The organism is Sulfolobus tengchongensis, assembly GCF_036967215.1.
In the GTDB taxonomy this organism is placed as follows: domain Archaea; phylum Thermoproteota; class Thermoprotei_A; order Sulfolobales; family Sulfolobaceae; genus Saccharolobus; species Saccharolobus tengchongensis_A.
In genome coordinates this window covers 552,272-571,639 of sequence record NZ_CP146016.1, presented here as the reverse complement: position 1 = coordinate 571,639, position 19,368 = coordinate 552,272, and the positions used below count along the sequence as shown (strand labels likewise).

Sequence of the window (19,368 nt, the reverse complement as noted above, 5' to 3'; positions counted from 1 at the left end):
TGGTGTAATTGTGAACTATCTGGTTTTTAACACTCTTTTACTCGAGGAGAATTCAGAGAGTAACGTAAGTTTTTAAAAATCCCATAAAGTACTTAAATTCTGGAAAAAATACATAACGCATTATATAGATGTGTTAACGTTAAGTCCACTCTTTTTCTTTAAATGTTCTAACGCAAATCTAGCTATTTCCTCATCTTGTTCACCTGACGGAGCACCTCCAACGCCTATAGCGCCTACTACTCTTCCATCCACTTCTATTGGTAGACCTCCTCTAAGTGTAGTAAATTTACCGTTAAAACTATTCTGAATACCATATGCCGGTTTTCCGGGAAGTGCAATTTCTGAATACATTCTAGTAGGTCTCTTGGATACCGCTGAAGTAAAAGCTTTATTAATAGCAGTTTCCATCCCTATCAGTCTGGCTTCGTCCATTCGGTGAAACGCTATGAGATAACCCTCTTCGTCAACTACAGCTACGCTAACCGGTATTCCTAACTCTTTAGCTTTATTTTCAGCTCCTTCTAATAGAATTTTAGCCTCATCTAACGATAATCTTCTAATGTTGATCATTTGCTCTCTCCAGCCAGAAGCGAATTACTTAATTTCATCTATTCTATTTACGTATTTTATTCCTAACTCTGCTATAATTTTTCTGAAATTGTATATATCTAAGGTTAACTCACCGTTGAGTAAACGTTTTCTCACCTCATTCTCTCTTGCCTCTCTTTCCTTAGCCCTAGCTAGCACTTCATCTATCTCTTCTCTCTGGACCACAACTACACCATCATCGTCAGCTAAAATGAAATCCCCCGGTTTAACTATTACTCCCTCTATTGTAATAGGAACGTTAATCCATCCCGGTCTATTCTTAGAAGTTCCTACAGCGGTTATGTATTTAGACCATACTGGATATTTCATCTCCCTTAACCTGGCTACATCCCTAACTCCAGAATCGGTTATGAACGCGGAAATTCCCCTTGCTTTAAATGAAGTAGCTAATAACTCGCCGAAAACTCCATTCGCTGTACCACTTATGGTAGTCATTACTATCACATCACCCGGTTTAGCTATTTCTACCGCTGCGTGAAGCATCAAATTATCTCCATCAGCACACCTTACAGTTATCGCAGTGCCTGCAGCTTTAAGCCCAGGCTGAATTGGCTTAATGCTAGGTCCTAAAAGCCCCAATTTCTCTTGTGACTCAGCTATTGTGGCAACGCTATATTTTAGAAGTTCTCTTATCCTTTCCTCATCCTTTGGAGATCTTGGAATTTCCCTAACGATTACTGGCTTCATGGGAAGTCCTCTCCTATTATGGGACTATACATGTAAAAGGCTTCAGCGTATTTATAATAACTCCTCCACCCAAATCTCCTAGTTTGTAGTCCCCTTAATTGATCCCTTAAGGAGTAGTACTCCATTTCCGATCTTTGAGACTCTAAGCAATTCATAGCTTGTTGTTTCATTTCGTAAACATCCGTTATGTCAATGTAAATGTGGGGATAGAAGCCAGCTTGTTCACCTATGTGAGGATCAAAACCAAACACCTTTGGTTCCGCTACTGGTGGGTAATCTAGTTTTAGTCCATCTATTGCTGCTAATCTGACTGCAGTCAGTACTGCATTTGCGGTATTTACGTGATCTGGTCTTAATTTGTCATCTGGACCATGTGTGATTATAATATCTGGTGAATATTTTCTAATATAGTTAGCAATTGCAATTATTCTCTCCTCATTGATTACTAGTGGATGATCTCCCCAATCTAAAAACTCTATGGGAACTCCACCTAATGCCTTAGCTGCACATTCGCCCTCTTGTCTTCTTATCTTTTTTACTTCCTCTATTGATTTAGCCCCTCTCCTCCACGCCAATGGTGACTCGCCTTTCTCTCCATAGGTTAATGCTATAATATGAACTGGTTTACCTTGCTTTGCGTATTTAGCTATGACTCCAGAGGCTCTCCATACAAAATCTCCTATATGCGCAGCTATTACTAATAAATTAGACCCCATTTTTTACACCCTAAAAACTTTTCTTTCCTATTATTAAATAACTTTTATCCAGATTAAAAAGCTTTCATTTTACTTACTTAAGTAAAGTATTAGAAAAGAAATCTAACCACAACATAATCGATATGATAAGTTATCTGTCTTTCCATTACTTCTGCTGGCTTATTTCCAATAGCGCCTATGGTGCTTATCCACGTTCTAAGCTCTACGTTTCCAGTTTCTTCTAACTGTTCTGGTGTGAATTCAGTTAACTCCTCTCCTTTACCTTCCTTTAATGCATAGAGTATCTTATCGTCAGTTTCCACATCTATTTTTCCATAATAAGGTGTCCCGGGATAATGAGATAACCCTCCTGTTCCAAGTATAGCTATCTTCTCGTTATTGGGTCTCTTATTGGCTATTATTTTAGCTATTGTCCTCCCTAGTTCAAATGCCCTTTTAGGATGTACTTTTGGATCTACGTTTGCATTTATGTGTATTGGGACTATTGGGACTTCATTATTTTTAAACATGAAGAGTAAGGGAACGTAAACTGGATGAGGTATGGGAACCCTTTGAGAGAATGACGGATCGAAGCCATTTTCAACCAAACCAAACAATATATCTTTAGCCAATTCGTAATTCACTTTAAACTTCATGTTTCCCCATCCTGGTACATAAGCTTCAGTCTCCTTATCAACTATGATGCTAATACTAGGAAAATTAGTTAAAAAGAACTGTTCTATATGATCTGGATAGAATACAATTAGCGAATCTGGATTTTCAGCGCTCATCTTTTCCCATAGTTTCTCCATTGCTACGTTTATCTTTCTAACTTGCTCAGCGTAAGTAGAAGAGTATTTTATCTCCTTTTTACTTAATTGTGGAGCATGCGAGCTACAGCCTGCAGATACAATTTTACCCATAAAGTATCGTTTAATAGCTTTCTTTCGCGGTTTAAAAACCTTTCTGAAATATGGAGGAAAAATAACAGTATCCCATAAAAGACATTACGTGCCAAAAACTGACTAATACATGAAATGACCTCATGGGAGAATTATTGTTATTTTATAACTCAAAAGGTACAATTACTATTTACGCTAAGGGATTATTGGGAGAGAAGAACAAGCTATGAGTATATAGTCTATAATTAAGGTGGGAATTAATTGTATTTATTATATTATAAAAAAAGAAAATCTAATCTTTTATTTTGATCCTATTTTCAAAGATCTCCTATTATTATCTATATGAGGTAAGATATTAATTACGTCGCTATTTATAAGCTAAACGTAAATTTTATAGACATTCAAGACAATAAGAATTTAGAAAAACCTACAAACTATATTAAATAATCTCCACGATATTAATTCTGGGCAACTATAAAAAATTTGCTACAAAGTTTTTATTTATCTGATTAAATCTTCTGGCGAAATTGGAATTTTATCAATTTTTTTACCAGTAGCGTTTTCTATAGCCCTTAAATACGCCATGATACCGCCTACGATACCAGCTTCTCCCACACCTTTCGTACCACTAGGATAATTAGAAAGATGAGGCTTTTCGGCAAATAATGAAGCTATCCTATTGGGACTCTCGACCGTAGTTGGTATATAATAGTCTGCAAAAGTAGTCGAAATCTGTCCATTTTCTGTCATTACTATCCTTTCATATACTGCTTCACCTAAGGCTTGCACGAAACCACCATGTATTTGAGCCTCTGCCAGTGCCGGATTAATAACCTTTCCGATATCATCATAACCCATTGCGTGAATTACATTAACCTTACCAAAGTCATCCACCTCTACGACCATCATGTGAACACCATAAGGGGCAGTTGGAATAGCGTCTACTTGAGCGTTAGCAGATATATCACCAAATTGTAGGACAGCGTTTTTAGCTATCTCATCCCATGTAATCCTCTTATTGGGATCGTTTCTTGATTGGAAAACCCCATTTGAATATTCAACTTCTATGGGATCTACTTTCAATAATTTTGCTGCAATATTTCTTATCTTTTCTAACAAAGATTTACTAGCTATGATCGCAGCTGAACCAGTGACAGTGAGCGTTCTTGACGCGAAAGTCCCAACACCGGCCTTAACTACATCTGTATCACCCCATATTACCCTAACTTTGCTTATATCAATTTGTAATTCATCAGCAACCAACTGTGCTATTCCAGTTTCAGTACCTTGACCATGAGGAGAACTTCCTATTAGAACTAGGACGTCACCAGTTTCCGTTAGTCTAGTTTCAACATATTCCCATCTTTCTAAAGCAGTTAACTCAACATAAAAGGCTAAACCAACACCAACCTTCCTCCCTTCCCTTTTCTGTTCTTCCGCCCATTTCTTCCAAGTATAGTACTCTAACTTCTTTACTCCCTCTAAAAGATGTCCCTTATAATCGCCGGTATCATAAACTGTGCCGAATGGATTTGTATAGGGCATTTCGCTGGAACTAACTAAGTTTTTTAACCTTACTTCGGCCTCATCCATTTTAAGTTCATCAGCTATTACATTCATGATCTTCTCCATTAGCATTACTCCTTCAGGTTTACCAGCACCTCTGAAAACGTGAATTGGCGGAGTGTTAGTGTAAATTGCGTTTACAAGTATTTCAATGTCTTTTATCCTATACCCATTAGGAAAAGCTGATATTGTGAGTAATGGGACTACTGGCTCAGCATACGTAACGTAAGCTCCTAAATCGAAATCAACAGTTCCTTTGACTCCCAATAATGTTCCATCTTTATTAAAAGCTATAGTTCCATTAAAGTCAAATTTTCTAGCTTGAACAAGTAGCTCTTCACTTCTAGTAGCCACCCATTTCACAGTGTTGTTTAATATTATTGAAGAAGCTATAGTTGCAATGTCTTCAATGGTTAATGTGAGCTTAGATCCGAATCCACCTCCTACTGCAGGTGCTATAACTCTGACTTTGCTAGATGGTATTCCGAAAATCCTTGAAAACTCATACTTCATCATATGGGCTGATTGAGTTGTCATGTAGACAGTAAGATATCCGTTACTGTAAGTGGAAATTATTCCTCTAGGCTCCATCGGAGATGGCGAAAGTCTATCATGGAACAATCTAACTTCAGCTGTTCTCTCAGCTTTCTTAAACGATTCCTCAGGATTACCCGATTTAAACGTCATTCCAAAAGCTATATTAGTGGATAATTCCTTGTGAACTAACACCTTATCTTTCTTAGCTTCTCTAATGTCAATAACGTAATCTAATTGTTCGTAATCCACATTCACCCTATCAATAGCATCTCTCACAGAATATTTATCAAATCCCACAACTAAAGCTACTGGCTCGCCAACATACTTTACTTCATTTTCAGCGAAAATCCATTTAGCTATTTTCCAAGGTAAGGGAGGATACGTTGGCATTATCTTTATAGGTTCTTTTATGACTTTGTTTATTTCCCTTCCAGTAAATACGGCCACAATACCCGGGGTCTTCAACGCATCACTAACGTCTATTGATTTAATTAGCGCATGAGGATAAGGACTTCTAACGAAGCCCGCATATAAGGTCCTCATGTTCAAATCGTCTAAATACGCTATCTTTCCAGTGACGTAATTATATACATCTTGTCTAATAACCGATTTTCCTACTACCGTCACAGCAAATCACCGTAATAGATTTTTGTTAATGCTTAATAATATTTTTTATTAAGCTTTGGATATCTACGTAAATTTCTCCACAAAGTGAGAATGCTTTGTTAGGTAATTGTAAACTATCTGGTTTAGAATGCTCTTTTTACTCGAGGAGAATTCAAAAAGTAGCGTAAGTTTTGAAAAAAGCATATAACCTTTCAAAATTCACATGACTTTAGTATTCTCTATATCATGAAAAAAATTATACACTAAACTACTATGGCTCAGAATGCGGAGCATTAAATTAAAATAATAAAACGTCAATTTTGTGTTATGAGATTAGAAAAAAACTTAGAGAAAGTGGTTGAAGAAAACAAAAAGGCTGAGCTCGTAAACTACGTTCATAGAATTATCAGAGGAGACTTGCCTCCTTCAGAACTCATATATAAGTCACTTAATAACATCAAGGAAGAGAACGCTAAATTCAATAGTTATATAACCATAATTGATCCTTCAGAGAATGCTTCTATCCTAGATAAAATGGTAAGGATGAAACATGGAGATTTGATAGGAATCCCAATAGCCGTAAAAGATAATATATTCACTAAAAACATTCGCACTACCTTAGCATCAAGAATTTACAAAGACTTTATCCCGGATTACGATGCTGATGTAATAATAAGCTTAAAGAACGCTGATGCTCTAATCATAGGTAAGACTAACTTACATGCGTTAGCGGGTGGTGTCAGTAACGTATCTTCAGATTTCGGTCCAGTTAAGAATCCACATAATACAGAAAGGATATCTGGAGGGTCAAGTGGTGGCTCTGCGGTGACAGTAGCTTATGGAAGTGTTCCGGCTTCTCTAGGAACTGATACTTTTGGCTCTATCAGGATTCCAGCATCCTTATGTGGTGTCGTTGGCTATAAACCAAGTTATAATTTAATTAGCACAAATGGTCTATATCCTACGGCGTGGAGTTTAGATACCATAGGAGTTTTTACGAGAAGCGTTACAGATGCGTCTTATTTAATTAGCGTTCTAACTAATAACGCCATAGATTTTTCTGAAGTTATTAATGGAAACATTTCTAAAAAATTGAGATTAGGATACTTAGTAGACGAGAGAGCTGAATTTGAGGTCGAGAGTGAGTTTATGAGATTACTTCCCATATTAGAGGATAATGGGACTGAAATTACCAAAATAAGTATGGATTTAGGTAAAATTACTAGCATTGCGAGAACCATAAGATTAAGTGAGAGTGCGTCTTTTCATTATGAGCTGTTTACACAAAGGGAGCAAGATTATCCTAAAGACATAGCTGAGTTAATACGTATAGGTGTTAAGATTCCTGCCCATGAGTATATTAGAGCTTTAAGATTAAGAGGGGAAATGTTGAGAGGTTTTCTTAAGTATTTTAATAACATCGACGCCATAATAACCCCTACTGTGCCAATAGTTGCACCTAAAATTGAGGATGTAAGAGAAGCTGAACTTAAGTTCAGAGATATACTTACACGTTATATTTCAATTGCTAGCTTCTTCGGCTCCCCAGCCATATCCTTACCGGCTGGTAAAATAAACTCATTGCCATGGGGAATACAGTTAATTGGAAAGCCTAATGAAGATGAGAAATTGCTTAAAATATCAAGGCAAATTGAAATGATGCTAAAATATCAGTGATTGTGAAACTCATTATGTCTTTATCAGATATTTATTACACCCCATTAAATTTTTCGAAGCTTTCGTTACTCTTTGAATTCTCCTCATAGTATTAACAAAATATGCTAAATCAGATAATTTACAAACATCTCACAAAACATATTTATTAGGGAAATTTATTTCAATTGGATAAGTTTAGCGTAATTTTTCTTACTCTTGTAGGATATTGAAGAACAATCATAATCCATCATGTTGCTATAAGAGGAATTGCCAAAGCGACGTAAACAGAGAGTAGCTTAACAGTTTATGAACATGCAAGGAAATCTAAGGTTCTTCATATTAAAGTGGACTCACTTAAACTTAACAACTTTACGTTATTTTTTATAACTTCTTTAACATTAGCTACGTGCAATCTTGCAGCCTTTTCCGCCGCATCCTCATCGTGATTTTTTAAGGCCATAAGTATCTCTTCATGTTCCTTTATGGAATCATTTGCCCTTCCTGGTAATAGTATAGTTTGAAATTGTAAACGTATAATTCTCATCTTTAAATTCTTCAATAATTGTTGTCCTATTTTACTTTCAGACGCCTCGTATATCAAATTGTGAAAGTCCTCATTGAGTTGAGAATACTTATAATATTCCCCTTCTTGTAAGACCCTTTTCATTTCATTCAAGATTTGTTCCAATTTTTTTATGGTCTCTTCAGTTATTCTAGATGCAGCTTTTCTGGTTACGTAACCTTCTAAAAGTTCTCTTATTTCTAAGACTTCTATGGCTTCTTGAACACTTATAAATGAGACTATTGTCCCATTGGAGGCTTTACTCACTAATCCATCCTTTTCTAACTTAGAAAGGGCAACTCTAATAGTATTCCTTCTCACGTTGTATTCTTTGGCTAACACGTCTTCTACTAGTCTTTGTCCAGGTAAATATCGCCCTCTCTGAATGTCTTCTTTAAGCTTCTCATATACTAAGTCACTTTTCCTCTTGTTGCTGTTTCCGGTCATGATTGTTCGACCTATAATTTTTAATTTAACACTTAAAAAGATTTCTGGTGACAAAACTTATTAAATGCGAAGAATTCTCACATTTCAGCTTTAAATTCCTACTCCCTTAATTTTCCTTGATAGGGATTTAAGATTATTTATTTCATATTAATTATTTTCCAACTCTTTTGTAAGTAACCTGCATCTCCACCGGTTTATCTCCTAAACCTAAAACAACTAATCTGTAATCGTGGAGCATGAAAGGATTAATTCCATACCTATACATTTCTTCGGCATCAGCTCTAAGAAGAACTCTCATATCCTCCTCAGATAAATTATATTCCCTCATTACTTCTTCTGGGTTTTTTAGAAACCTCTCTCTGAGTTCTTTATTGCTTCTCAAATCATAAATCATCTTATGAATGTTAAACTTTGAGACTTCGGGAAAAGTATAGTATACTACCAACTTTATTCCCCTAAAATAAGTTTGAAACAATACTTTATTAACTTTTCGCTATTTTTACAATAACTTGCCTGACTTAAATACACAGTTTCATCTTTTACTGAAATGCTTTTGTGGGGGTATTTGCGAACTAGCCATGTTCTTACTATGACGTCCACTGATAAATCTTATGTCAGAGAATACTAAAAGTAGTGTGAGTTTTGAAAAACCCCCAACAAAGCAAACTTCAATATAAAAAACAAAGAGAGAGATAGATTAATGTCCTATAAATACCTCCTTTAGATAAGACAATTTCAGAATGCAAAGAGATTTTCACACAGTGGTATAGACCTAATTAAAATTGGTGACTGTTAGTGGTGAACAATGAAGTCATTACGTTATCAATCTCTTCTTTAAGTAAGATATTAAATGAGGATTAAAAATTTAAATAGCAAATTATTGTAATTGTTATCATGAGTAGAAACGTTAAACCCAAAGTGCTCATTGAGAAGGATATTTTAGATGTAAATTCAGCTAGGATAAGAAGTTTAATAGAGGAACTAGGAAACTTAGCCGAGATAGTATCAATAGATCCCTATGCTTCAAAGGATGAATGGATTATGAAAGTAAAGGACGTCGTAGCTATAGTAAATAGGAAAGGGAAGATAGATAAAGAGATAATCTTAGTAGCCACTAACTTGAAAATAATATCGAGGACTGGAGTTGGTGTAGATGAGACTCGAATAGATTTAACGGAGGCAAAGAATAGAGGGATTATAATAACTTATAATCCTGGGGTAAATTCACCCTCAGTGGCTGAGTTAACGTTTTTGTTAATTCTTGCCCTTTATAGGAAATTAATAACCATAAATGATCTGGTTAGGAATGGGAGATGGATAGAGGGTCAAAGACTTTTGGGCATGGAATTATATGGTAAGACTATAGGTATAATAGGTTTAGGAAATATAGGAAGAAGAGTTGCTAAGATCGCTAAAGCATTTGAGGCTAATGTAATAGGATATGATCCCTACATAAAGGACACTGTAGGGGTAGATGAAATAGTTGATCTAAAAACATTACTCTCTAGAAGTGATGTTGTAACTATTCATGTGCCTCTCACTAAGGAGACAAAGGGAATGATTGGAAAAAATGAGTTATCGCTAATGAAGAAAAATGCAATACTCATAAATACGAGTAGAGGTGGGATAGTGGATGAGGATGCTTTATATGAGGCTTTAAAAGCTGGTAATATTGCAGGGGCAGGTTTAGATGTCCTAAGCGTGGAGCCTCCATTAGAGTCTAATCCGTTATTGAAACTAGATAACGTTATCGTAACACCACATATAGGCGGAGTTACGATAGAGGCTTTTGAAAGAAGTGTGGAGAATGCAATAATGGAAGTCATAAGATTCTTAAGAGGAGAGCCATTAAAAAATATATACAAATATTGACAAGAAATGCACTATACTCGTAAGCTGTTGTTCGTTATTTACGTTATGACCTTAAAGAAAAGAAAGGGAGAATATAGAAATTCAATGAAAACTCTCATAAATCAAGCAAACATTGAACATGTTTGAAGTAATTTTTATAATTATGTTTTATATAGTTTACTTATGCCTAATAATAAGATTGAGGATATTCTTAAATCATTTAACCCCGAAAAGGGTGAAGTTCCGTTTTCATTATTTATAGACAACGAGATATATGAGTTGGAACTCGCGACTGTTTTTAAAAAGAGTTGGCTATTCTTGGGATTTGAAAACATGATAAAATATCCTGGTGACTATTTTACAACCACAATGGGCGAAGTTCCAGTAATAGTTACAAGGGACCAGAATAATCAAGTAAGAGTGTTTTTGAACTTTTGCATCCATAAGGGCATGAAGTTATGTAGGGCAACTCAAGGAAATTCCCAATTTTTCAGATGTCCCTATCATGGATGGACTTACAGTAATGATGGTAAATTAGTGGGTGTTCCATATTATGAACCTGCTTACGTTAATAATTTAGATATAGAGAAACAAGGCTTAATTGCAGTGCCAAATGTAAAATTATATAAGGGCACGATATGGGCTTCTCTAGCTGAGAAACCTAAACCATTTGACGACTTCTTAGGAGATATGAAATTGTATTTGGATCTAATTTTTGACATGTTCGAGGGAAATATGGAAGTATATGGTGGAATTCATAGATGGCTATTGCCAGTTAACTGGAAGATACCATTAGAGAATTTTGCAGGTGATGCTTATCACGCCCCATTTACACATGCTTCTGCAGTATCAATAGGGTTAAGAGGTGCGTATGGGAATAACGTGAGAATATTATATCCGGGCGAAGGACATGGTATAGTTTCAGTACCTGGGGGATTAGCTAGAAAAGCAGTAGATATAGACGCTTTGACGCCATTTAGAGATAGACTCTCCAAAGCAGTAGAAACGTTATCTCAGAAATACGGTGAATTCGTCAAGAACATGTTTCCTTTTGGTCCATTAAACGTATTCCCTAACTTTTCAATGCACTTTACATGGAACTACATAATATTTAGAGTATGGCATCCCAGAGGACCTACCTTAACCGAATTACAAGGGGGGATATTAGTTTTCAGCGATATGCCAGAGGAGACTAAAAGACAGATATTGAGAAGGGCACTCCATGAATTTGGACCCGCAGGAGTACTTGAGCAAGACGATGCTGAGGTTTGGAGTAAAATCTCTGAGAATGGAGTATCAATTAGAAAAGGCTCAATAGATCCAAAATTAATTTACACTAGAGGCTTAGGAATGGATGTAGAGGCTGAAAAGGTCTTAGGTAAAGGAGCAAAAGGGAGAATAGGTGAATATTATAGTGATGTATCATTACGAGGTTTTTACTCAACTTTAAAGAAATATTTGACGGGTGAAGAATAGATGAGTGTAAGTTACGATGAGTACATGGAAATTTTATCCTTTCTATATAAAGAGGCAATGCTACTAGATGACAAAAAATATAAGGAGTGGCTATCTCTGTTAACAGAAGATTTCGAATACAAGATATTTCTAGTTGACTTTGTGCCGTATACTAATGAAGGTCCGAAATTAATTACCATTTTAGATGAAGATAGGAAGGCTATGGAAAGGAGAATTAATAGATTATACACGGAATACGCATGGGCTGAAGATCCTCAATCTCATACCTTAAGAGTAATATCTAATGTGATGATCGAGAGTAAGGTAGATAACGTATACAACGTGAGAAGTTATTTGGTATTGCATAGGGATAGAGGAGATCTTAAAGATGAGGTATTTTACGCAAAGAGAAATGATAAAATAGTTAAAGTTAATGAAGGATATAAGCTGAGCAAAAGAGACGTCATAATAATGGAAAGTATACTTAGGGAGAGAAACGTTAGCTTGATACTATAGGTCTTTCGCTGTATCGTTTCCTACTGCGTTAACTTTTTCAAACAGCTTGTAAAATATACCATAGGTGCTAATGTTTGGAGGAAATCGATTTACTAAATGAGTTCGCTCATGTGGTGGTTAAAATTGATAGAAGTGCAAATGGTATTAGATTAGCTATAGAATCTAAGAGATTTGGAAGAGAAATATATTTAGATCCACTAATGCTAGATTTCCTTACACTTCTAAACGAGAAGGAATTGTTGGATTTGATTAAGGAGATTATAGAGAAAAAATATCAAAATATTGTAATCAATGATAGCATAGATTAATTCATTCTATCTTCTCTACAAAACTACTTTGTGGGGTTTTTCCAAAACTTACCTTACTTTTTTAAGGTTCTCCTTATGGAAACATTAGTGTGATAAAACAGATAATTTATCAAACGTGTTTGATGTAATATTTAAAATCGAACTTACACAAAAATGATCCTTGATGTTTTCTGAAAGAGTTTACAAGCTACTAGAAATAGCTAAAGGTGCTATGTTAGAGGATAAGTATGCAGGTATACCATTAAAAGTATTTAATGATAATGAAATCTTTGAGTTAGAGCTTAGAAACGTGTTTGCGAAAAGTTGGATGTTCCTAGGATTTGAAAGTGAAATACCTAATGTTGGCGATTACGTTTTACGTTACATAGGAATAGATCCTTTTATAGTAGTTAGAGGGGAAGATAATAAGATAAGAGCTTTTCTTAACGTGTGTAGGCATAAGGGAAACTTGCTCATAAGAGATGAAAAAGGTAATGCTAGGTTTTTCCAATGCCCTTATCATGGATGGACATATAATTCAAAGGGAAACTTAATTGGAGTACCATTTAGGGAAAAAGGATTTAGAAATTTAAGTCTGGAAGAATGGGGTTTAATTGAGGCAAGAGTTAAGACTTATGAGGGACTAATTTTTGCTACAGTAAATTCCAAAGCACCGAGTCTAGAAGATTATTTAGGAGATGCTAAGTGGTATTTAGATATAATAGTTAAGGCAACCGGTGGATTAGAGGTCATTGGTCCTCCTCATAAATGGATAGCTGATATTAATTGGAAGTCAGATGTAGATAATTTCGGCGATTCTCTACATCCCTTTTACACTCATAAAGTTATAGGTGATTTAGGATTAATTGATACAAGGAAGAATAGATTTAGTAATAGTAGAACAGTAAGTAGAACTGAATTTTTGATTATAGATATAAAGGATAGGAACAATTTACCAGTATCTTGGCTAATATATAGAATGGATCCTAGTCTTGATGACGTCTACTTTAGCTTTCCTCCAGAAATAGTAAAGACGTTTAATCCTTCAAGTGTTAGTGAAGAACAATGGAATATCTTCCGTAAGGGCGCTGCAATGATTTTTTCCATATATCCCAATTTAAATATTATTATCGAAGGATTTACTAAATTAGGTTCGAAAGATCCCTATTTACCGGTATTATTTTTCAGGCAAACAAATCCCTTAGCCCCTGACAAGTCAGTAATATGGAGATGGTATCCGGTTCCTAAAGGCACTCCAGAAGATCTTAGGTTGAAGTTGGCTGATTTAGCTAGATCTACCTTTTCCTCAACTGGTGTAATAGAACAAGACGATGTGTTTATGTGGAGGGGCCAGACTAAAGCAGCAAGAGGAGTAATGGCAGAGAACGTGATTCTTAATTATCAATTCGGATCAGTGGGAGTTGGGGATGTTAACGTAATTGCCGATTCTAAGTGGCCCGGAACTGTGCTAAACACTAACCTTAGTGATATGGGACTTAAAACCTTCTGGAAGAGGTGGGTATTAGATATGTTGGGTGATGGACATGAATAAGGTTAAGATCAGTTCCGATTTATACATGGAAATAGTCAACTTCTTAAACTATGAAGCAGAGTTATTGGATAATCATAATTTTAAAGAATGGGCCAATTTATTAGCTGATGATATAGAATATATAGCACCAGTTAGGTACACAGCAGACAGGCTATTTGGAAATGGAATATCCTACGATACATACATATTTAGGGAAAACAAAGATACGATTTTAACAAGAATAGCCAAACTTGAACATGAAGCTTCTTGGGCCAATAGATACCCATCTAGAACTAGAAGATACGTAACCAATATTAGAGTTGAGATGTCTGAGAAGGAGAATGAATTTTTAGTGAAAAGTAACGTATTAATATATAGATCTGATGGAGACCTATCAGAAATCGCCATTATATCCGCTGAAAGAAAAGATGTCCTAAGGAAAGTCAATAACGAGTTTAAAATAGCTAAAAGGTTAATAATATTCGATAATTCCACTATTCCGACACACGACCTTTACTTCTTTGTCTAATCTTATTTGTTTAAGAGGTTGAGTGTTCAACTATAGTTATGAAAATCGAAATGTGATATGCTAAAAATTCAATTGCAGTATCTACATATATTATATGATCAAAAGAAAGATTCTGAAGTATATTTAGTTGACCTTTAAGGACTCTTGACGAATTTTAATGCTAAAGCTTTTGATGAGCAGTGAACTTATTATCATACTGGAGTGGTACGAAGAGGTATGGATTTTGGATTGCCATGTTGATGGCGTTCCTTACTTCACCATTGGTAATAGAAGTTATGCTACTTTGAGGTATCTGTTATTCTTCGTGGTGGTGTTAATTGTAGTGATAGTTATTTAAGTTTATCAAGTATTAGAAAGTATTCTAAAGATTAGAGAAAAATTAATTTAATATCGTATTGCATCTTAATTTCCATAACTATAGTTGAATACTCCCTTAATAGTGGATATAAATGATCTCTAAGATAGGATATAGAGTTAGATACAACAGATTGCCGGAAATATAATCGTTTTCCCTTTTTATGTAGAGGGTTAAATGAGGAAATTTGCCCTTTAAATAACGGATCAAGAAAATATTTAAATGAGCCACAAGAGAATAAAGTGAAATGTCTAGGGTACGTGTTTTTAAGGCAGATGAGATTTTACTAGCATTAGAACCTTATAGACCTTATCCATTTAAGATAAAGGAAAAAATAGATAAGAACAAGCTCTTGTCAATGTATTTTGATGGATATCCACAATTAGTGAAGACTGATAAGTTATCAGAATTAACTCCATATAATTTAAAAATTGAAAAAAATATAATGGTCCAAATGCGTGATGGTACAAAAATAGCTGTGGATATTTATAGACCAGATGTAGAAAACGAAAAGTTTCCAGCTTTATTAGCATGGGGAATGTGGGGTAAAGAAAATCAAGAAGTGGTATTTTGGTTACGTGATTCTCCACAGCCGTATTGGTTTAGTCCTCTATGGGATGGTTCACTAGAGGCTGGTGATATACCGTTTCTAGTATCTAAAGGTTATGCAGTTGTTATACCAGATCCCAGAGGTATAGGAAAATCTGAAGGTGGACCAATAACTGGTATTGATGAGCTACATAATCCTAACGATATTTATGATTTAATTGAATGGATTGCTTTACAGCAGTGGTGCAACGGCAATATAGGTATGATAGGTCCATCATCTTACTCATTCTCACAGTTACTTATAGCCCAAAATCCTCCTCCTCATTTAAAAGCCATATTCCCAATAGAAGCGTGGTATATAGGAGAGACCAGTTTCACTGGAATGTTCGATTTGACGTTAATGGGAATATTTCATGGCGGTCACATTTATGACTCTACCCTACCTGTAGCGCACTTTGGTGCTCCAAGAAGTATGAAATTACTTCCAAAAGATATACTAGAATTTAGAATTAAGGAGTTATTAGATCATCCTGATATCAAATTTAACTCTAAAGTTAGGTCAATCCTTATGTACCCAAGAGATCCAGTATTCTTTGATGCATTACTTTCATGGCTTCATCCAACTGGAGTACTAGGTGGATTGGAAAAAATAGAAATTCCTATTTACATAGGTTCAACCAGAGGTGGTGGAGCGAGAGTCTATTATCATGCAGGTTTTGAAGCATATGATAAGGCTGTGTCAAAATTTAAAAAGATGATATTTTTACCTCCTGGTTTACCAGCTAGGCCTTGGGTTGAATATTCTGATGAAGTAATTAGATGGTACGATTATTGGCTTAAGGGAATTGACACTGGCATTATGGATGAACCTCCAATAAAAATTTTCGTTAGTGGTATTAACAAGTGGAAATTTGAAAACGAATTTCCTCCAGCTAGAGCACAGTGGACCAAATTCTATCCACTATTAGGTGGTGGATTGTCAACGGAACCTCCATCTAGCGGAATTGAATCTTTTACACAACCACCTCCTTACGAAGATCCAACAGTTTATGCTTTATTTTATGAGAGCATGCCATTAAGTGAAGATATTGAGATTATAGGATGGGTATCCTTTTACTTAGAGGCGTCAATTGATAAGACAGATATCAACTGGTTTATCGATCTTATCGACATATATCCAGATGGTAAAAAACAGTTTGTATCAGAGGGATGGCTGAGAGGGTCATTTCGTACATTAGAAGAGGCTAAAAGTAAACCCTGGTTACCGATATACAAAATACAAGATCCAATACCAATAACACCAGGTAGAGTAGAGAGATATGTCATTAGAATGAGTCCTGCTGCTCATGTATTTAAAGCTGGACATAAGATTGGGATTATAATAAGAACACAAGAAGATCTGTTTGGAAGATTGCAAAGAGCCGGAGTTATATTTTTGCCGAGAATGGAGAAAATAACCGTTAACGTAGTGTTAGGATCAAATACATATATATTGTTGCCGATAACAAACAAGGGAAAAATAGAATAGAAAAAATTAAATTTTTCGTATCATTTTCTTTATCCAAGGAGTAAAAAATTGATTGTAAAAATTATGAAAATGCTATGTATATTACTATAATTAACTTTCTTGGATAGTCTAAACTCGGTTAAATAATCTAATAATAAGGTAGCTCCAGTAGTTTGTGGATTTTCTGAAAATTGATGTTATTCTCCCTAATCAGGACTATTCATAGAATTATCGTCTAGTTTCCAAATGATACACACATTATAGCTCAAGTATCCATAATTATCTTGAATTATATACGAGTTTATATTCTTTATTAAAGTTAAGATTCTTATAATCAGCTTCTAATTTTCGTATATTACCTGGAGTCTAATCTACTTTTCAAATGCATTAATTTATACTTACTTCGTACTTTGTGGGGTTTTCGAGATCTATGTTATTTTTCATATCCTCTTCATAGAAGAAATAACGTTCAAAACCAGATAACTTACAAATACCCTACAAAGCAATTCATACTTTACATATTAAGGTCTCAAAACATGTTTTAGGAAATTTTATTATAAAAGTATAATACAGTATATATGATGAGCTCAAATCAAAAGATAAACGTTAGTAGATTATCTCACATAGCTGTGAGGGTTACAGATCTTGGGAAAGCTAAGTATTTATATCATGAACTATTGGGTTTTGTCTTAACTGAGGAGAGCGGAAGTGAACTGTATATTAGGGGGATAGAAGAAGGTCAACATCACAGTTTAGTTCTGAAAAAGGCAGACAGCCCCGGTTTATCATATGTAGGATTTAGAGTGAGCGATAAGAAAGATCTTGATAAAGCAGAGGACATCTTACCTAGTTTAGGTATAAAAGTCTTCAAATTTAAGGAAAAAGGGGTTAATGATGCTATAATATTTGATTCTCCAAACGGAATACCAATTGTTTTATATTATGACATGGAATACGTAGATGAAGATTTGAGACTAAAATTTCACTTACATAGAGGAGTATCTCCGATAAGGTTAGCACATACTAACTTCGTAGTTAAAGACTTGGAAAAAGAATATAAATTCTTTAAAGAGATTTTCAATTTCTACGAAACTGAGCAATACTTTAACTCACAAGGAAAATTGGCCATGATATGGCTATCAATGAGGGGAGCATCCCATGAAGTTGCAATATCACGAAGTGATAAGAGAGTTCCCGGATTTCATCACGAATCGTTCTACGTTCGTGACGTTAGAGATGTTTTAAAGGCTGCTGATATATTAGCCTCGGCGCAACTATGGGATTTAATTGAAAATGGCCCAGGAAGGCATGGTGCCACTCAAGGTCTGTTCCTATATATGAGGGACTTTGATAAAAATAGGTTCGAAGTTTATACTGGAGATTATACAGTATTAGATCCAGATAAGTGGAAGGTTATTACATGGACTGCTGATCAATTTAGATATAGAACAAACTATTGGGGCAGGCCTGTACCAGAATCATGGTTAAATGAGTGGATGCCAGTAGAAGAAATCAATACTGGAAAATTAAAGAAGTGGGATGAATAATATTATATTTTAGGCATCTAAAATATCGAAATGATAATCTTCATATTATGACTCTTTTTTTAAAAATCTTCAATTTTTCCGTACGTCAAAGAAGGTGTTAAGAATTTTGCACTTTTTCAGAGTGAAGAAAAAATTATTATTACGATCTTACTACTGCTGGAATACTCTTAGAAAGCAATTGAGTTTTAGTTACCTTAAAGTACGTTGTATAATAATAACCACCTAATACGTTTTCTATCTTTAACAAATCTATTTCATCATTAACATATCCGCCTATCTCCACATTAGCTTTCCCTCTCCAAATCTCTCCTAAAACACTCTCATCCCTTACCCTGCTCACTATTTCATAAAGATCTTCTTCGTCTTCCCCTCTACTTGCAAATCTTCTAATGTTTAAAAATGGTCCAAAGTTTCTTAGTGGTATTGAATCTACTTTTTCCTTTAATTCAATTTGCAATCTGAACATAACTCCTCCTCCTCTTACTACATATCCTCCCATTTTTAAACCGGGCTCTGGTTTATTGTATTTTGGTAATAATGGATGGAGTTTCGTCATTGCTATTTTAGCTATCTTTTTAGGATATCCATCTAACCATCCCCTTACCAGTGCCCAATCCTTATCAACCCACATGAATGGGAAATATAAGTAGTTCTTTCCTTCAAAGTTAACCTTTAGACCAATTGCTCCCTCCATATATTGGACTAAATCCGGATCTTGATACATGTAATCCCAGTTACTCTCAGAAGTGGATATGAATTCAGCAATGTAAACCCAACCCTCACCATCAGTAGTTAAAAAGTTGGGAAGGAGTTTTTCTGCAGAATCCCTAGTGAATTTAATATGAGCTGAAATGTATGTGACTCCATAATACCATGGAGGTGGGAAGACTATCTGCGATCTACCACTTTTAGTAGGAGGTAGAGAGAATTCATTATTGAAGTTATTTAGTGACATAAAAACATTTAACCTATAA

Annotated in this window: 18 protein-coding genes; 10 read left to right on the top strand and 8 right to left on the bottom strand. The window is 35.1% G+C overall.

The features are described 5' to 3' along the window. Window positions 1-120: 120 nt before the first annotated feature. The 5 genes from V6M85_RS02815 to cutA form a co-directional block, all read right to left on the bottom strand. Entirely contained in the window at window positions 121-570 is a 450-nt protein-coding gene (locus tag V6M85_RS02815) for a heme-binding protein (RefSeq protein ID WP_338602740.1), read from the bottom strand. Window positions 571-594: 24 nt separating this feature from the next. Continuing rightward, the gene (locus V6M85_RS02810; protein ID WP_338602737.1) at window positions 595-1,296 is read right to left on the bottom strand and encodes a 4-carboxy-4-hydroxy-2-oxoadipate aldolase/oxaloacetate decarboxylase; all 702 of its coding nucleotides are present in this window, start codon (window positions 1,294-1,296) and stop codon (window positions 595-597) included. Then, on the bottom strand, window positions 1,293-2,012 hold the full coding sequence (locus V6M85_RS02805; protein ID WP_338602734.1) for a PIG-L deacetylase family protein: 720 nt from the start codon (window positions 2,010-2,012) through the stop codon (window positions 1,293-1,295). Before V6M85_RS02805 ends, V6M85_RS02810 begins: the two co-directional genes overlap by 4 nt. Before the next feature lie 89 nt (window positions 2,013-2,101). Then, window positions 2,102-2,914: a hypothetical protein gene (locus V6M85_RS02800; RefSeq protein ID WP_338602731.1), complete on the bottom strand. Its 813-nt coding sequence runs from the start codon at window positions 2,912-2,914 to the stop codon at window positions 2,102-2,104. Window positions 2,915-3,394: 480 nt separating this feature from the next. Next, window positions 3,395-5,623 (bottom strand): glyceraldehyde dehydrogenase subunit alpha, encoded by a 2,229-nt coding sequence (gene cutA, locus V6M85_RS02795; protein WP_338602729.1) that lies wholly within the window; start codon window positions 5,621-5,623, stop codon window positions 3,395-3,397. Between the two features lie 306 nt (window positions 5,624-5,929). Here cutA and V6M85_RS02790 point away from each other — a divergent pair, with 306 nt between their 5' ends. Then, the gene (locus V6M85_RS02790) at window positions 5,930-7,279 is read left to right on the top strand and encodes an amidase (protein WP_338602727.1); all 1,350 of its coding nucleotides are present in this window, start codon (window positions 5,930-5,932) and stop codon (window positions 7,277-7,279) included. 313 nt (window positions 7,280-7,592) lie between these two features. Here V6M85_RS02790 and V6M85_RS02785 read toward each other — a convergent pair whose 3' ends face one another. Together V6M85_RS02785 and V6M85_RS02780 are read right to left on the bottom strand one after the other, a co-directional pair. Next, a complete protein-coding gene (locus V6M85_RS02785; RefSeq protein ID WP_338602724.1) occupies window positions 7,593-8,267 on the bottom strand; it encodes a GntR family transcriptional regulator in 675 nt (224 codons plus the stop codon). A gap of 151 nt (window positions 8,268-8,418) precedes the next feature. Next, the gene (locus V6M85_RS02780; protein WP_338602722.1) at window positions 8,419-8,712 is read right to left on the bottom strand and encodes a hypothetical protein; all 294 of its coding nucleotides are present in this window, start codon (window positions 8,710-8,712) and stop codon (window positions 8,419-8,421) included. 449 nt (window positions 8,713-9,161) lie between these two features. Here V6M85_RS02780 and V6M85_RS02775 point away from each other — a divergent pair, with 449 nt between their 5' ends. From V6M85_RS02775 to hpaD, 9 genes are all read left to right on the top strand, one after another. After that, a complete protein-coding gene (locus tag V6M85_RS02775; protein WP_338602720.1) occupies window positions 9,162-10,139 on the top strand; it encodes a hydroxyacid dehydrogenase in 978 nt (325 codons plus the stop codon). Window positions 10,140-10,301: 162 nt separating this feature from the next. After that, the gene (locus tag V6M85_RS02770) at window positions 10,302-11,594 is read left to right on the top strand and encodes an aromatic ring-hydroxylating dioxygenase subunit alpha (protein ID WP_338602717.1); all 1,293 of its coding nucleotides are present in this window, start codon (window positions 10,302-10,304) and stop codon (window positions 11,592-11,594) included. Beyond that, the gene (locus V6M85_RS02765) at window positions 11,595-12,089 is read left to right on the top strand and encodes an aromatic-ring-hydroxylating dioxygenase subunit beta (protein WP_338602715.1); all 495 of its coding nucleotides are present in this window, start codon (window positions 11,595-11,597) and stop codon (window positions 12,087-12,089) included. It abuts the gene before it with no gap. A 74-nt stretch (window positions 12,090-12,163) separates the two neighbouring features. Next, window positions 12,164-12,397, top strand: a complete 234-nt coding sequence (locus tag V6M85_RS02760; protein ID WP_338602713.1) for a hypothetical protein — start codon at window positions 12,164-12,166, stop codon at window positions 12,395-12,397. A gap of 163 nt (window positions 12,398-12,560) precedes the next feature. Next, window positions 12,561-13,928, top strand: coding sequence for an aromatic ring-hydroxylating dioxygenase subunit alpha (locus V6M85_RS02755; RefSeq protein WP_338602711.1), 1,368 nt, complete (start codon window positions 12,561-12,563; stop codon window positions 13,926-13,928). Beyond that, on the top strand, window positions 13,921-14,436 hold the full coding sequence (locus V6M85_RS02750; RefSeq protein ID WP_338602708.1) for a 3-phenylpropionate/cinnamic acid dioxygenase subunit beta: 516 nt from the start codon (window positions 13,921-13,923) through the stop codon (window positions 14,434-14,436). The genes V6M85_RS02755 and V6M85_RS02750 overlap by 8 nt, the downstream gene beginning before the upstream one ends. Window positions 14,437-14,608: 172 nt before the next feature. Then, window positions 14,609-14,773: a hypothetical protein gene (locus tag V6M85_RS02745; RefSeq protein ID WP_338602705.1), complete on the top strand. Its 165-nt coding sequence runs from the start codon at window positions 14,609-14,611 to the stop codon at window positions 14,771-14,773. 265 nt (window positions 14,774-15,038) lie between these two features. After that, window positions 15,039-16,868 (top strand): CocE/NonD family hydrolase, encoded by a 1,830-nt coding sequence (locus V6M85_RS02740; protein ID WP_338602702.1) that lies wholly within the window; start codon window positions 15,039-15,041, stop codon window positions 16,866-16,868. A gap of 560 nt (window positions 16,869-17,428) precedes the next feature. Beyond that, entirely contained in the window at window positions 17,429-18,394 is a 966-nt protein-coding gene (gene hpaD, locus V6M85_RS02735) for a 3,4-dihydroxyphenylacetate 2,3-dioxygenase (RefSeq protein WP_338602699.1), read from the top strand. 139 nt (window positions 18,395-18,533) lie between these two features. Here the strand turns inward: hpaD and V6M85_RS02730 are convergent, their stop codons facing one another. Further along, the gene (locus V6M85_RS02730) at window positions 18,534-19,349 is read right to left on the bottom strand and encodes an acetoacetate decarboxylase family protein (RefSeq protein ID WP_338602697.1); all 816 of its coding nucleotides are present in this window, start codon (window positions 19,347-19,349) and stop codon (window positions 18,534-18,536) included. Window positions 19,350-19,368 lie beyond the last annotated feature (19 nt).

Excerpts from the sequence above, each read along its gene's own strand:
- V6M85_RS02750 (WP_338602708.1), top strand. The coding sequence starts at position 13,921 with ATGAATAAGGTTAAGATCAGTTCCGATTTATACATGGAAATAGTCAAC.
- V6M85_RS02785 (WP_338602724.1), bottom strand. The coding sequence starts at position 8,267 with ATGACCGGAAACAGCAACAAGAGGAAAAGTGACTTAGTATATGAGAAG.
- V6M85_RS02740 (WP_338602702.1), top strand. The coding sequence starts at position 15,039 with ATGTCTAGGGTACGTGTTTTTAAGGCAGATGAGATTTTACTAGCATTA.
- V6M85_RS02800 (WP_338602731.1), bottom strand. The coding sequence starts at position 2,914 with ATGGGTAAAATTGTATCTGCAGGCTGTAGCTCGCATGCTCCACAATTA.
- V6M85_RS02805 (WP_338602734.1), bottom strand. The coding sequence starts at position 2,012 with ATGGGGTCTAATTTATTAGTAATAGCTGCGCATATAGGAGATTTTGTA.
- hpaD (WP_338602699.1), top strand. The coding sequence starts at position 17,429 with ATGAGCTCAAATCAAAAGATAAACGTTAGTAGATTATCTCACATAGCT.
- V6M85_RS02745 (WP_338602705.1), top strand. The coding sequence starts at position 14,609 with ATGAGCAGTGAACTTATTATCATACTGGAGTGGTACGAAGAGGTATGG.
- V6M85_RS02810 (WP_338602737.1), bottom strand. The coding sequence starts at position 1,296 with ATGAAGCCAGTAATCGTTAGGGAAATTCCAAGATCTCCAAAGGATGAG.
- V6M85_RS02765 (WP_338602715.1), top strand. The coding sequence starts at position 11,595 with ATGAGTGTAAGTTACGATGAGTACATGGAAATTTTATCCTTTCTATAT.
- V6M85_RS02755 (WP_338602711.1), top strand. The coding sequence starts at position 12,561 with ATGTTTTCTGAAAGAGTTTACAAGCTACTAGAAATAGCTAAAGGTGCT.
- V6M85_RS02815 (WP_338602740.1), bottom strand. The coding sequence starts at position 570 with ATGATCAACATTAGAAGATTATCGTTAGATGAGGCTAAAATTCTATTA.
- V6M85_RS02775 (WP_338602720.1), top strand. The coding sequence starts at position 9,162 with ATGAGTAGAAACGTTAAACCCAAAGTGCTCATTGAGAAGGATATTTTA.
- V6M85_RS02770 (WP_338602717.1), top strand. The coding sequence starts at position 10,302 with ATGCCTAATAATAAGATTGAGGATATTCTTAAATCATTTAACCCCGAA.
- V6M85_RS02790 (WP_338602727.1), top strand. The coding sequence starts at position 5,930 with ATGAGATTAGAAAAAAACTTAGAGAAAGTGGTTGAAGAAAACAAAAAG.
- V6M85_RS02730 (WP_338602697.1), bottom strand. The coding sequence starts at position 19,349 with ATGTCACTAAATAACTTCAATAATGAATTCTCTCTACCTCCTACTAAA.